Raw genomic sequence first — 14,328 nt, 5'->3', positions numbered from 1 at the left:
CCCTCCCTTAACGTCGAGACATGAAAGCCAAGCGTTCGAGAAGTTGTACATCTTGCTCGTTTTTGATGAGAGCACCATATAAAGGTGGAATAGCTTTAGAGGTATCTCGATTACGTAATACATCTTCAGGCATATCATCTGCCATGAGTAAGCTTAACCAATCAATTAACTCAGAGGTTGATGGTGGTTTCTTTAAATTAGGAATTTCACGTAGTTTAAAGAAAACCTGTAAAGCTTCGTTTACTAGTGTTGCAGAGATATTTGGGAAATGAACCGCAATGATTTCTCGCATTGTGGCCTCATCTGGAAACTCAATATAGTGGAAGAAGCAACGACGCAAGAATGCATCCGGTAATTCTTTTTCATTATTTGAAGTAATAATTACAATTGGGCGTTGCGTTGCCGTAATTGTTTCACTCGTTTCATAAACATAAAAAGACATTTTATCGAGTTCATGCAACAAGTCATTTGGAAACTCGATATCGGCCTTATCAATTTCATCAATTAATAATACGCAACGCTCTTCACTGGTGAAAGCTTCCCACAATTTACCAGGTTTAATATAGTTCTTAATATCGTAAACTCGGTCATCACCTAACTGGCTGTCTCTTAAACGAGAAACTGCATCATATTCATACAATCCTTGCTGCGCTTTAGTTGTAGATTTGATATGCCAAGTAATCAGTTTTAAACCTAAACTTTGTGATACTTGTTCAGCAAGTAAAGTTTTACCCGTGCCCGGTTCACCCTTAATTAGTAAAGGCTTTTGCAAAGCACGAGCTGCTTTTACAGCAAGCTTAAGACTATCAGTCGCGATATATTGATCTGTACCGGTAAAATGTTGGGTATCAGCAGACATGTAAAGACCTTATTTTTCTATTTCAATGGTTAGATGGAACGCATGTTTTTGTTTGTTGAATATTTTGACCAACAATATCCAATCACCAAACCTAGACCAACTACAAACAGAATTAAAGATAAATTTAACCAAATTAACGGACTATCTTTAGTTAAAACACCAAAAAGAAGTCCAAAAATAGCAGGTGCTACAGATGCATTCGGTCCTTCAGACACTGTTGGTGTAACTAAAATAGCAAATACAATCAACCAGCTAATTGCACCAAAAGTGGTAGGAAGACGGCGCATTAATCGCCACCAACACCACAAAGCAATAATAGCGCCTATTCCATAAGCTGTTAACGCAATAACACCTTCAGGAATAACATCCAAAAAAGAGAATAATTGATTCATTATTCCAGTTTGATCTTCACGCACCACGTAAGCCCTCTGGTTCAACTGCATTCGGGTTAATTAACCCTTCTGGCGGCATCTGAATAAAGAAACCTTTTGTTTGTAATGAGTCTAAAACATGTAAAACATTAACACGCGCCAATTTACGTGTTGGAGCCAACTCTAAATGCATGACAAACGTTGCACGACCAAACGCTTGTAAAACAGCTTCAGGAACATTTTCAAACGGATCAGCTTGTTCCGTATTGTCAGGATAGTTTGGACGAGCAATATACATGTACATTTCATCTTTTTTGCTCGATCTATAAATATCACAGTGCATTTCAAATCAACTCTTGAACTAAGGACAGCATACATGAAAAAAAACGACACACACACGCAGGTTTGTTTACGCATCAGTCGTTTTTTTAATTCTTGAGAAATATTAACCTACAACATTGATTAAGGTCGATAATAACTTTGTTCCAAACATGAGTTATATTTTACAAAAACAATATAAGTTTTTGATTTTAAATATTAAAATACAAAATCTATTTTATTAAAATAAAAGCAGTTCTTCGATTTTAAAAAAGTATTCATCATCAAAGATTTGATAATAGTGTTCTTGCAAGATTTATACTTAATCTATCAAAATAATAAATTTCTTTTTCACCTATTTAAGAATACACACTTGAGTAAAACTTTTAACTACTTCACTACACATCACCAGACGTTACTTAACTCGTTTAATAGCGAGATATGTTTCAATAATAAGTATCTTGTTCATAGATATGGTGGAGGATGAACTTATGCCTCGTGGTGATAAAACTGCTTATACAGCAAAGCAAAAACGTCAGGCCAAACATATTGTTGAGAGTGAAGTTGATAGAGGCCATTCTCAAGAAGAAGCCGAACGAATTGCATGGTCTACCGTCAACAAACAAGATGGTGGCGGTAAGAAAAAGTCCCATTAATATATAAAAATAAATACTTCTTTAGCTCAAACTAAAGAAGTATTTCTTATTTAAGAACGTGTTAAATTTTTTCTAAAAGACGCGAGTGCTTTTTATATAGTCATCGCTTACTTGATTTAAGGCACTCAAAATAGCGCTATCATCTTGACTTAATAAAGCTTCATTAAGACTTTCCATATAAGCAATGAGTTGGGTTTTAGAAGTATGGGCGAATTCGGTCGTTACAGCTTCATCTTCATATAAGATTACATAACTACGTGCAAAACCGTAGATTAGGTAAACTGCTGCTTTTTCTTTTGTATCTTGAGATTCTTTAAGAGACTGCTCACATGCATTTTTTAAGTCTTTAAATGCATCTGTACCAGTAGATTGATTTTTGAAAGATAAAAGTATTGTTTGGAAGTTCATATCCATATTCCACTTAAAAAGTAAAGCTACAGAAGAAGATAGAACCTGTCAAATAATATCCTGATTAATATAAATTTAATTGTAAATAAATTTATATTTAGTTTCTTTTAACTCGCAATAAATCATGCAATAAAAAACCACTCCTTTTTAAGAGTGGTTTAGTTAAAACTATCATTCATTAGAAGCTTATTTCAATTGTAATCGTGGTACCAGAGTGTTCAATATCAGTTGAGACATTAAAACCTCTGCTTCTAAGCTCCCCTTCAACCAGTGTAAGATGATCAGGACTTATAGCATCAACAGGAAACCAGAAAGTTGCTTTTCGTTTCCCCTCCTTAGATTCAGACTCAGTACCAGTCAAAATTTTTTCCAATATGACGTCTTGATTTATTTTAAAGTTTTTAGCATTTTGACGAGCTTGTTCAGCATTAAAGTTGTTAAGCATATTTATCTCTCTAATTATTAATTTATCTAATTTTATATCATAAAAACGCTATATAAGTTTTAGTGTTGTGTAGTTAAAACCAATCAGAGATATAGGTTTATTGATTAAATAAACTTTCAACCCATTCGATAAATTTTCTAGCATTTCTATTTTTAAGATCTTCCTTATTTGGAATGTAGTAACACAGCTTTGATTGAACGGCTTTAGTTTTAAACTCCTGTAAAAGATTCGCCTTAACAAACCTTTGGGTAAGTGTAGTAGAGCAAAATACTAATCCATTGGCAGATAAAGCCTCGTGTATCCCAAAAATTTCCTGATCAAATTTCTTAATCGTCATCCTTTGGGGATTCCATTCATTTTCCTCAAGCCAAGCCTCTAGTGGTGGGCTTGGTAATGCCTTATTTTTCCATTCTGTCGTAAATAAAGTTATTGGTTCACTAGAACATTTAAGCAGATCAAGTTTGGATGAACCAAATACATTAAAAGACTCATATTTAACGATATCTTGAGACTGGACCAAAGATACGTCGCCATATCGAATAGGTAATGTATATAAGTGATTATCTAAAGTTTCACCTGTAGAAAACTCAACAGAGATATCGGGGTACAATTGATAAAATTCATTTATTGAAGGAATTAGCAGCATTGCAGCTAGTGAAGAGGTACTAGCGACTCTCACTACGTTTCCATTTACTGTTATTTCATCTAGTGCATCTTCAATCTTACGAAACCCCTCAGAAATTGCTGCAGCAAGTCTTTGCCCTGTCGTTGTAAGCGTTATTTTCCTTACCTGTCGATGAAATAAATCAATATTTAATCTGCTTTCTAGATTCGCAACATGATGTGAAATTGCAGTCGGTGTAAGCGAAAGTTCTTCAGCAGCCAACTTAAAACTACCCAATCGAGCGGCTGATTCAAATGCTTTAAGTGCTTGCAAAGAAACTTGCATGCTTCCTCCCCATTTACATTTATGAATGAATTAAAATCATCTATAATTGTAGTTTTCTCGTTTGTCTACTTATGTTTTAAAACTCAAAATAAATTAAATCCTAACCTTTCTGGAATTAATGATGAGTAAAATATTACATATAGATGCTAGTGTCAGAGCTGCGATTAACGCTAATCCAAATCATAATTCTATTTCAAGAAATATTGCCAGTCGTTTGATCAACTCTTGGAAACAACAATTGCCTATAGATGAGTATATCTATCGTGACGTAGGAATGAATCCACCACCCTTTATTAATCAAGACTGGATTGATGCTGTATTCACACCTGACAATAAAAGGACCGAAGCTCAACGTGATGTTTTATCTATATCAGATCAATTAATAACAGAAGTTTCGAGCTCAGATATTCTTGTAATTTCTTCACCTATGTACAATTACGGCATGCCTGCTCAACTGAAAGCATGGTTTGATCAAATTATTCGTATCAATAAAACCTTTGATTTTGACCTAGCTCGTGGAGACTTTCCCTTACAACCTCTTTTAGCTGGAAAAATTTTAATTATTATTACTTCCAGCGGTGAATTTGGGTTTGAGAAAGATGGGATTCGGCATGATATGAGTCATCTTGTACCCCACATTCGCACACTGAGCAAATATTTAGGCGTAGAAAAAATTTATGAAATTACTTGTGAGTATCAAGAGTTTGGAGATCAAAGGTATAGAGAGTCATTGGAAAATGCTTTTCGAAAAACTGAAGAAGTTGTGTCTAAACTTGCTGATTCATTGAGATAATATCTATAGATTTTAATACTCATTTTTAAATTTCATAAATTAAGTCACTTTAACTGATCCATATCATTAAAAATAAAAAAGCCTACCCAATTGGGTAGGCTTTTCATTTCTGCACCGAAACAAACTTATAGTTATATATTATATAAAATGAAGTTGTTTTTCTTAAATCCAAGAATATACAGACCTGTATGTTTAATCAATTGAATTTTTCTCATTATATAAGTTAATTTAATTCATTATTGAAATTTCAAATTATATTTACTTTATTACATTATTTTATGAATTTTATCAGGCTAAATAATTATTTAGATAAACTACAGAAAATCTATTTTTTGTATACTTAGATATTATAATTAGCTCATTTTAATAATTAATTAAAAATTTAACAGAATGATTATGCTTTAGTTAAAAAGGCTCATCATATGATGAGCCTTTAAATTTCTAATTATTTATTCATTTTAAATAGATAAACTTTGTTTTTCCTCTTGAAACAACTGGATTAATGGTTGCGTTAATAACTCATAACGCCATCCTAACAGATAGTCGGGTAAATCCTGTTCATCCCCTTGACATAGAACATGTTGATGAATGGCGTTTAACCATTTTTTTCTCAACAACACTTCTTTAGGAATAGAAGTCTCATTTATTGCATGAGCAAGCACCATATCCATTTTATTTAAAGTCTCTTTAGACGTAATCTTAAATGGTTTTGCAATCTTTGATGGCCATCTGCTTTCGACTGGCAAATCTTTAAGAAGTTCTAAAATCGTTTTGCCGTACTCGCGAACCACATTTGGACGAATATCTTTAACTTGCGAAAGTTGAAAGCTATTGCGAGGGTTCTTTTCAACCATATCAATCATGGTTGAATTTCTAAGAATAAAACTACGTGGCTGATTCGTTGCTTTCACAATGTATTCACGCCATTCGCTTAAATTTTGTAGCTGCATTAGTTGACGACGTGAGTGACGATAATTTCCCACATCGGTATATAGTAATTCGTTAGGGGTTTCACTAATGATTTCTTTAGTTAGACTACTACAGTCCTCAAGAACATAATTATAAAGCCCTTTCTGCTTAAGCTGCTCTTGAATATGATGAGCTAACTTCATTAGATACAAAACATCGTTAGCAGCATAACAAAGTTGTTGAGGCGATAAAGGTCTAGCTAACCAATCAGATCTGGTTTGATCTTTTTCAATATCAATATCAAGACAAAGTTTTAAAGCACCTTGATAACTCACTTGCAGGCCATGACCTAAAAAAGAAAGCCCCACTTGAGTATCAAACACATTAAGCAAATCTTCTTGATCAGCATAATGATAGATTAAATCAATATCTTCTCCACATGCATGAAAAATGTTTTGCTGTGCGAGGAAGATCTTTTTCCAAAACTGGCTTAGATCTAATGAAACACCATCCAACAGATAGACATCACCATTTACATTGACTTGGCATACTCCAAGTTTAGGCCAGAGTGTGTCAACCTTAATAAATTCTGTATCAAGTCCATATATTGAACATTGATCCATTTTTTGTAGAACATCAACCAATTCGGTTTGCTGTTGGATAAACTGAAACATGCTTTCTCAAGTATTGCAAAGAGTGCTTTAAACTCTGGTATATATAACATAGAAGCAGAAAAATGCCACTTAAACCTTTATGAATACTCTATTTTTGAACAATTTTTCGAAAATAGATAATTTTTTGATCTTTTATTTGTACTTTTTAAATTTATCTCCAAATGTTCTTTATTTAAAATTTATAAGATCTTTTTCATGCTTATATTCATATTTTATTTAAACTATCTTTAATAATAAAAGACAGAATAATATTTATGTTTAATAACTGAATTTAATTAATAAATTTAATCAAATTGATAGTACATTCATTAATGAAATAAGCATCGGAATGCTTATTTCATTCTCATGCGGTTATGCACTGCCTGACTTAAAGTATGGCTATCTACGTATTCGAGTTCACCACCCTGAGGTACACCTTGAGCAATACGCGTCATTTGTATTGGTAAATGTTTAGTCGCCTCTACCAAATAATGGGCTGTCGCTTGTCCTTCTACAGTCGCATTAGTTGCCAAAATGACTTCTTCAATAGTACCTTGGCTTAGACGCTGAATGAGATAAGGAATACCAATTTCTTCTGGACCAATACCATCTAATGGAGAAAGATGGCCACCTAAAACATGGTATTTTCCACGAAAGCTACCGCTTTGCTCAATCGCCATCACATCCGCTGGTGATTCAACCACACACAATAACTGATCATCTCTGTCAGTTGAGGCGCAAATATCACAAATTTCATGTTCAGTCAGAGAATGGCAGACACTACATTCATGTATATAACTTGAAGCCTCATGTAAAGCATGCGCTAATGCAAATGCCCCTTCTCGGTTTTTCATCAAAAGATGTAAAGCCATACGTTGAGCCGACTTCGGACCAACGCTTGGCAATATACGTAAAGCTTGAACGAGTTGTTCAAATCTATCGCTAAACACTGAATTTCCTTAGAACATGCCCGCTAAGCCAGGTGGTAAACCCATACCAGAATTTGCTTTTTGCATTTTTTCTTCAGAAATCACTTCTGCTTGACGCACAGCATCATTTACTGCAGCAGCAATTAAGTCTTCAATCATGTCTGGTTCATCTTGAAGTAATTCTGGATTAATTTCGATACGTTTTACGATATAACGGCCAGTCATTGTGACTTTAACTAAACCACCGCCCGCTTCAGCGTGTACTTCAGTTTGAGCAAGCTCTTCTTTAGCCTTTTTTATATTTGATTCCATATCTTTTTGCATGCGCTGCGCTTGCTGCATAAGCATATTGATATTCATAAACCTAACTCCGTATCTCTATCAAATATTTCAAGTATTATTGATAGTCACATAACACTGCAAAACTTAAACTCTTTCTATTCCCCTATAGATCATCAAGATCATTGAGGTTAGTACGTTTAAATCAAAATTAATCCGTAATTCTGACACAATAAATCAATGTTTTCTATTGGTATCTATGAAACTATTTTCTATGGTCAATCCACTATAAAGCTTTTATATAAAAAACTTTTGATGAGTAGAAAAAAGTAAAATTTAGAAAAGTTACTGTGCAGCCTGTAGACTTTTATTGTTTGTTTTATATTCACTTAAGGGAACTTCCTTGAAAGAGGTATTGGCTTTTTCTATTGAAAGATCAGCATCTTGAACAGATTTGTTTGCATCATTAATTAATAATACAGTTTCACTGATCTGTGTCGGTTCATCTTTTTGGGCAAATACTTTGTATCCAACCAGACCAATTGCCCCTATCGCAACTAAAATAATTATTGGTTTAAGCATGACTAAAGACTCTCTTTGTTATTTTTATTAAATTTAGAACTTTTATACGTTGAAATTTTAGACTGATTTATAACAAAACGTAGACTTTTTATTGCTATTGTTGCTTATTAGTAACAAAAAAAGCCACATTAAAATAAATGTGACTTTTCCCTAACTAACAAAATTTAATTAGATTAAATCTAACCCACGTGAGATATCACCAATAATGTCATTAATATCTTCTAGACCAACAGAAACACGAATTAGACCTTCTTGAATACCAGCTGCTTCTTTTGCTTCAACAGAAAGTTTGCCATGAGTTGTGGTTGCTGGATGGGTAATCGTCGATTTCACATCACCTAGATTACCTGTAATCGAGATAAACTTAGTATTATCAATAACCTTCCACGCACCTTCACGCTCGCCTTTAACAACGAAGGATACAATACCGCCAAAGCCATTTTGTTGTTTAGCAGCAAGTTCATGACCTTCATGAGCAGGTAAACCAGCGTAGTAAACCTTCTCTACCTTTTCATGAGTAGATAACCATTCTGCAAGAATTTGAGCACTCTCACAGTGTGCTTTCATACGTAAACGTAAAGTTTCTAGACCTTTTAAGAAAACCCATGCATTAAATGGGCTCATTGATGGTCCAAGCGTACGAACAACACCAAAAACTTCTTCTAACAACTGATGATTACCAACAACAGCACCACCTAATGCACGGCCTTGGCCATCTAAGTATTTAGTCGCAGAGTAAATCACAAGATCCGCACCAAACTTGAGTGGTTGCTGCAAAACAGGTGTACAGAAACTGTTATCAACCGCAAGTAATGCACCATTCGCATGGGCGATATCTGCTAACGCTTGTATATCTGCAATCTCAGCTAAAGGGTTAGACGGTGACTCAACAAAGAAAAGTTTGGTTTCAGGACGTACAGCATTTTTCCATTCGTCTAAATCACATAAATCAACAAATGTAATGTCTACACCAAACTTGGCAATATATTTTTCAAACAAAGCAACAACTGAACCAAAAACTGCTCTTGAGCAAATAACATGATCACCCGCTTTTAGGTATGCCATAGCAACTGACAAAATCGCGCCCATTCCAGAGCTTGTAGCCACGGCACGTTCAGCACCATCTAAAGCTGCTAAACGTTTTTCGAACATCGATACAGTCGGATTAGTAAAACGAGAATAGATATTTCCTTGAACCTGACCAGAAAATTTTGCTGCAGCTTCAGCCGCATTTTCATATACAAATGATGAAGTCAAAAAAATCGGTTCGCCATGTTCGCCTTCAAAACTACGAGTATGTCCGGTACGAATGGCTAAAGTATCAAGTTGGTATTCTAAATCATCAGACTGGTTCATTAAATGTTCGCCTTTACTGGTCATGTACTAAAAAACTATCATCATTTTGAGTGTCTAGGGTATTTAAGGTCAAGGTAAACCTTAAAATTATCGCTTAGACTTTATTCAACTTTAGTAAATAGTTGGTAAAAGCAAGATGAAACGCTTAAAGTCCCTTGTCTCTGAACAAAGTCAAATCAAGCACCTCTCTACCCGACTATTTCGCCCTCAAACATTAGTATTGTCACAAAGCACTCCGTTCGAAGTGATTGGTGAATTTAATCAAACCCGTATACGTTATTACGCAGCTACTCAAAAACAATTCAAAGAACCTTTAGTATTCGTTGCTCCACTCGCTATTAATATGGCGATATATGATTTATACCCTTATCGTTCTCTTATTAAATACTTCCAAAATGCTGGTTTTGATGTTTATTTGGTAGATTGGGGCCGTTTAAAGTTTAAGGACAGACATCTTAACTTTTTATCATTTATTGAAGATTTTATTCCTAAAGCCATACAACTTGTCAGAACACACTCCGGAAGTGAAAAAATCTCGCTTCACGGATGGAGTATGGCAGGTATATTCGTCACTTTATATACAGCGCATAATCATCCAAATTATGTTAAAAACCTTATAGTACTTGGTAGTCCAATAGACAGTTATGCTTCTGGCTATATTGGGAAACTCTATCGAACCATAAACAACGCGATTGGTCGCAATAAAAAAATTCAAGAACGTATTTATTCCGGATTACCAAAACGTCTGATTCATAGCCCAGGAATTTTAAATTCTTTAGGTTTCAAAATTCTCGACCCTAAAGGCTGGCTCGATGGTCATATTCAATTACTTAAAAACCTTAATGATCTTCAGTTCGTACAAGAGCATGCCACTCTAAGTAGCTTTTTAAATAATATGATTGATTACCCGGGTGGAATTAATCAGGACATGTTGTTCAATGTTTGGTTGCAAAATCCATTGAAGCGCGGCTTTATTGAGTTAAAAGATAAAAAAATTGAATTAAAAAATATCGACTGCTCTCTCTTAGTGGGCGCGGGTCGTAGTGATCAACTGGTTACCGCTGATGCAGCTCAACCATTAAGCCAGTTAACCAGTAGCCAAGATGTTACGTTTACTCTCATCCCTGGCGGACATTTGGGTCTCATGTCGAGTCAGTCAAGTGCATTGGAGTTCTGGCCACAACTAGCAAAATGGCTCACCGAACGATCAACGCAAATTTAAGAATGAGGTCATAATTCAATCCATTACTTTTATTGGCTTGGCTACAATAAGCCCTCGTGTAATGATGCATTTACCAATAATATTATTGTTTTAATAGAAAATTATTATTTTCACTATGAAGGCACTTTATTAACTTTTTTATAATCGGATGATTTAAAGTAATTTACAATCATCTGTGCACTTTTTTCAGAAGAGGCCTTGGCCTGCTCCAGTTTTGTTACATAAGGATTGGTCACTATACAGCTCGGAAGTAAACTATTTGTAAGCGGTGGAAACTTTTCTCTTCCACCTAGAGTAATTTTTTCGATAAAACTCGCTAACCACATAATGTATTCACTTTTATTCTTATAAATTGGCATTAAGCTGATATCGAGTTTAACTGAACATTCCTTTGCAGGTTTATTTAAACATTCTTCAAAATCAATAAAGTTATATTTTAGTTTGTATGAAGTATCTTTTATCTCTTGCCGTATAATACTAACTAAGCTATTCAAGTGCCCAATTACATCCTCGGAGAAAAGCTTTTCTTCTTCGAACTTTTTATAAACTTTTTCAGCAATTAGTAAAAATTGTGACATCACCTATTCCTTTAATATTTAGTCTTAACGAACGACTGATCCTTTAAGGAAGTATGATGAATATACTATTACTATGTGTAAGGGTATGAGGGTAGAAAGTAACTATCAGGGCAATTATGAAAGCAACATTTATACTATGTCACAAAATCAAAATATAAGGCGAAATTATTCTCAATATAAAATACTAAATTTTAATGATTCGAAATAACTTTAATAAAAAAAGCCCATTTCATTTGGAGAAATGGGCTATAAAAAACAAAAACTATCAAACGCAGCAATTATGGGGCATATAATAAGACTTTAAATATGTAAAATCAATGCATCTTTCAGGTGAATTTTAATCTTAAATAAAAGTCGAAAATAATTTTATCTCTGTTTCAATAAGAGAAGCCCATTTCCGTCTAAAATAAATGGGCCTAGTGAATTCCACCTAATCCTAAAATACAAAATGTGATAATTATCACGCTTTGTTCTTTGATCATGGCATTAATATCTTTCTTTTCCATTGACCAAAATTCAAACTAAAACTGTCTTTTCAGCAAAAGATGAGTCATAAATATGGCTTTTCTACGAACTTTTTGATTTTTTATTTAATAGAAGCAAGTCCCCTATTTCATTCATTATGAGCAATTACAAGGTATTAGATAGTAGTTAAATTATGGAAAGATATATAAAAATTTAGTTAAGTTTTTGTTTTTATTTTTTATTTTTTATTTTTAAAACATTGATATATAAAGATTTTATTAATTTTTTGCCCAAAATACAAACCAAAATGACACCTGAGTAATTAATAGTCATTGAAATATTGGTAAGAAACCTTATATTGAGTACAGGTTCATACCTTTAACTGAGGAAAAGCTCATGAATAAATTTATGGTTGCAGTCTTTACTGGCATGGTGAGCATTGCTAGTTTAGGCGTACAAGCTGCAACACCTGAGCAAGAATGCCAAAAATTGCAAGATGATTACAATTTGATTTATGCGTCAAAAGGCTTTTGTTTTAAAGATCCTGATGCTAAAGAAAAATATGGTAATGAAAACTGTCATACGACAAAACCAAAGTTTTCTGACAAAGAGCAACAACGTCTTGACGCTATTAAAGAACGTCAAAAAGAATTGAAATGTAAATAATTTTAAAGGAATAATACATGGCATATGATGATCAAAATATCTTCGCAAAAATTTTACGTGGAGAACTTCCAGCGATAAAAGTCTATGAAGATGATCAAGTTCTAGCTTTTATGGATATTATGCCTCAAGCCGATGGTCATACATTAGTTATTCCAAAAACACCTGCTGTAACACTGCTGGACTTACCTGCTGAAGCAGCAGCCTATACTATACAAATTGTTCAAAAGATTGCTAAGGCAATGGAAAAAGCGCTCAATTTGGAAGGTATTGTATTGATGCAACTTTCTGGAGCAGCAGCAGGACAAACTGTTCCACATGTTCATTTTCACCTAATTCCAACAAATGTGCATCATCTTGGACGCCATGCTGTTGAGTTAGGAGATCAAGAAAAAATTAAAGAATTAGCTGAAAAAATTAAAGCAGCTCTTTGATTTTTAGATGGTTAAAGCGGAGTTTAGGCTCCGCTTTTTTTCGTCTAAAAACTATAAAAAATGAAAATAACTAATTTATTTCTAAATTTTAAACGTCATAAAACTGTCATTTATTCTTCACTTCCCTGTCACAAAATTTGCCGATACTGCTTAGCAAGTTGGTGAGCTTTTGTAACTTTTTGTACATAAGTCAACTACAAAATAAATAGTTAGCTAGGCATACGCCATTTTTAAATACCTTTTGGAGAAATCTCAATGAAGAAATTGCTACTCGCTGCCGCAGTTGCAACTTTGAGCGTAAACGCGGTGCAAGCAGCGCCAACTTTGTATGGCAAACTAAATGTTTCTATTAACCAAGTTGATAATAAAAATTTCGATGGTAAAAGTGACGTTACCGAAGTTAACTCAAACTCTTCTCGTATTGGGGTAAAAGGCGAAGAGAAATTAACTGACAAGTTATCTGCTGTTTATTTAGCTGAATGGGCAATTTCTACTGATGGTTCAGGTTCTGATACTGACCTTAGTGCTCGTAACCGTTTTATCGGTTTAAAAACTGAAGGTGTTGGTACATTAAAAGTAGGTAAGTATGATTCTTACTTCAAAACAGCTGCTGGTGGTAACCAAGACATCTTTAATGACGATACACGTTTAGATATTACTAATATCATGTACGGTGAAAACCGTTTAGACAACGTGATCGGTTTTGAATTAGACCCTAAATTATTAGCTGGTTTAACATTCAATATCATGGCTCAAACTGGCGAAAGCACCTCTGATAGCAAACCGGGTGAAACTGGTAAAGATAGCAAAAATGATAGCTTTGACTCTGTATCAACATCGCTTGGTTACGAAAACAAAGATATCGGTTTAGCAATTGCTGCTGCTGGTGACTTTGGTATTAAAGGTAAATATGCAGCTTACGGTCTAAAAGATGTTTATACCGATGCTTACCGTGTAACTGGTTCTTATGATATTGCTAAATCTGGTTTTGTTGTAGGTGCTTTATGGCAACACGCTGAACCTACTGATGACTTGACTGCATATGGTCAATCATATAAATCAGATGGTTCAATCGATAAAGCTGGTAAAGCTTACCGTGGTTTAGAAGAAGAAGCATATGCAGTAACAGCTGCTTATAAAATTCCTAACACTAAACTTAAAGTGAAAGCAGAATATGCTTCAGCTGAAACACAAGTAAGTGGCCAATCAGATCGTAAAATCGACTTGTACGGTTTAGGTCTTGATTACCAAATCAACAAACAAGCTCGCTTCTACGGTATCGTTGCTCAACAAAAACGCGACTGGATTAAAGAAGACGACAAACAAACTGTTGTAGGTACTGGTATCGAATATAACTTCTAATCAGTTATGTTTGATTCAGATCTAAAATAAAAGGGCTTATGCCCTTTTATTTTTTGTCCTGAGTAAAAAAAGCCGATATAAAACTTATCAGCTTTTT

Annotated in this window: 18 protein-coding genes; 6 read left to right on the top strand and 12 right to left on the bottom strand. The window is 34.2% G+C overall.

Annotated elements, in window-relative coordinates:
• Positions 1-7: 7 nt before the first annotated feature.
• The 3 genes from J690_RS06985 to J690_RS06975 are packed head-to-tail and all read right to left on the bottom strand — an operon-like array spanning position 8 to position 1,573.
• A complete protein-coding gene (locus tag J690_RS06985; RefSeq protein WP_032034980.1) occupies positions 8-859 on the bottom strand; it encodes an AAA family ATPase in 852 nt (283 codons plus the stop codon).
• A 29-nt stretch (positions 860-888) separates the two neighbouring features.
• A complete protein-coding gene (locus J690_RS06980) occupies positions 889-1,275 on the bottom strand; it encodes a hypothetical protein (RefSeq protein WP_032034978.1) in 387 nt (128 codons plus the stop codon).
• The gene (locus J690_RS06975) at positions 1,268-1,573 is read right to left on the bottom strand and encodes a YcgL domain-containing protein (protein ID WP_005069366.1); all 306 of its coding nucleotides are present in this window, start codon (positions 1,571-1,573) and stop codon (positions 1,268-1,270) included. Before J690_RS06975 ends, J690_RS06980 begins: the two co-directional genes overlap by 8 nt.
• A 466-nt stretch (positions 1,574-2,039) precedes the next feature.
• On the opposite strand from J690_RS06975, the gene J690_RS23640 reads away from it, so the two are divergent.
• Complete coding sequence (locus J690_RS23640) at positions 2,040-2,204, top strand: hypothetical protein (RefSeq protein WP_002113596.1); 165 nt, start codon at positions 2,040-2,042, stop codon at positions 2,202-2,204.
• Positions 2,205-2,276: 72 nt separating this feature from the next.
• On the opposite strand, the gene J690_RS06965 is transcribed toward J690_RS23640, so the two are convergent.
• From J690_RS06965 to J690_RS06955, 3 genes are all read right to left on the bottom strand, one after another.
• Complete coding sequence (locus J690_RS06965) at positions 2,277-2,612, bottom strand: hypothetical protein (protein ID WP_005076147.1); 336 nt, start codon at positions 2,610-2,612, stop codon at positions 2,277-2,279.
• Positions 2,613-2,790: 178 nt separating this feature from the next.
• Positions 2,791-3,057: a hypothetical protein gene (locus J690_RS06960; protein WP_005076149.1), complete on the bottom strand. Its 267-nt coding sequence runs from the start codon at positions 3,055-3,057 to the stop codon at positions 2,791-2,793.
• A 97-nt stretch (positions 3,058-3,154) separates the two neighbouring features.
• Positions 3,155-4,006, bottom strand: coding sequence for a LysR family transcriptional regulator (locus tag J690_RS06955; protein WP_032034975.1), 852 nt, complete (start codon positions 4,004-4,006; stop codon positions 3,155-3,157).
• Between the two features lie 118 nt (positions 4,007-4,124).
• On the opposite strand from J690_RS06955, the gene J690_RS06950 reads away from it, so the two are divergent.
• On the top strand, positions 4,125-4,799 hold the full coding sequence (locus tag J690_RS06950; protein ID WP_081405083.1) for an FMN-dependent NADH-azoreductase: 675 nt from the start codon (positions 4,125-4,127) through the stop codon (positions 4,797-4,799).
• Between the two features lie 458 nt (positions 4,800-5,257).
• Here the strand turns inward: J690_RS06950 and J690_RS06945 are convergent, their stop codons facing one another.
• From J690_RS06945 to J690_RS06925, 5 genes are all read right to left on the bottom strand, one after another.
• Entirely contained in the window at positions 5,258-6,382 is a 1,125-nt protein-coding gene (locus J690_RS06945) for a ribonuclease D (RefSeq protein WP_032034970.1), read from the bottom strand.
• Between the two features lie 332 nt (positions 6,383-6,714).
• Positions 6,715-7,311 (bottom strand): recombination mediator RecR, encoded by a 597-nt coding sequence (recR, locus tag J690_RS06940; RefSeq protein WP_002113756.1) that lies wholly within the window; start codon positions 7,309-7,311, stop codon positions 6,715-6,717.
• Positions 7,312-7,320: 9 nt separating this feature from the next.
• Positions 7,321-7,650, bottom strand: a complete 330-nt coding sequence (locus J690_RS06935; protein ID WP_002113538.1) for a YbaB/EbfC family nucleoid-associated protein — start codon at positions 7,648-7,650, stop codon at positions 7,321-7,323.
• 264 nt (positions 7,651-7,914) lie between these two features.
• A complete protein-coding gene (locus J690_RS06930) occupies positions 7,915-8,151 on the bottom strand; it encodes a hypothetical protein (RefSeq protein WP_005069381.1) in 237 nt (78 codons plus the stop codon).
• A 168-nt stretch (positions 8,152-8,319) separates the two neighbouring features.
• Positions 8,320-9,507, bottom strand: coding sequence for an O-succinylhomoserine sulfhydrylase (locus J690_RS06925; protein WP_005069382.1), 1,188 nt, complete (start codon positions 9,505-9,507; stop codon positions 8,320-8,322).
• A 136-nt stretch (positions 9,508-9,643) separates the two neighbouring features.
• Here J690_RS06925 and J690_RS06920 point away from each other — a divergent pair, with 136 nt between their 5' ends.
• Positions 9,644-10,729, top strand: coding sequence for an alpha/beta fold hydrolase (locus tag J690_RS06920; protein WP_032034968.1), 1,086 nt, complete (start codon positions 9,644-9,646; stop codon positions 10,727-10,729).
• 113 nt (positions 10,730-10,842) lie between these two features.
• On the opposite strand, the gene J690_RS06915 is transcribed toward J690_RS06920, so the two are convergent.
• Complete coding sequence (locus J690_RS06915; RefSeq protein ID WP_005076167.1) at positions 10,843-11,307, bottom strand: hypothetical protein; 465 nt, start codon at positions 11,305-11,307, stop codon at positions 10,843-10,845.
• Between the two features lie 861 nt (positions 11,308-12,168).
• Here J690_RS06915 and J690_RS06910 point away from each other — a divergent pair.
• The 3 genes from J690_RS06910 (at position 12,169) to J690_RS06900 (ending at position 14,231) form a co-directional block, all read left to right on the top strand.
• Entirely contained in the window at positions 12,169-12,438 is a 270-nt protein-coding gene (locus tag J690_RS06910) for a YARHG domain-containing protein (protein ID WP_002122146.1), read from the top strand.
• Between the two features lie 17 nt (positions 12,439-12,455).
• Positions 12,456-12,869 carry an HIT family protein gene (locus tag J690_RS06905; protein WP_005069390.1) on the top strand — a complete coding sequence of 138 codons (414 nt, stop codon included), beginning with the start codon at positions 12,456-12,458 and terminating at the stop codon, positions 12,867-12,869.
• 255 nt (positions 12,870-13,124) lie between these two features.
• Positions 13,125-14,231 carry a porin gene (locus J690_RS06900; protein ID WP_014206653.1) on the top strand — a complete coding sequence of 369 codons (1,107 nt, stop codon included), beginning with the start codon at positions 13,125-13,127 and terminating at the stop codon, positions 14,229-14,231.
• The last annotated feature ends 97 nt before the right edge of the window (positions 14,232-14,328 follow it).

Source organism: Acinetobacter sp. 742879 (genome assembly GCF_000588535.1).
Taxonomy (GTDB): Bacteria; Pseudomonadota; Gammaproteobacteria; order Pseudomonadales; family Moraxellaceae; genus Acinetobacter; species Acinetobacter pittii.
Note: the sequence above shows the minus strand (reverse complement) of the source record. Positions and strands in the feature narration are given on the sequence as shown.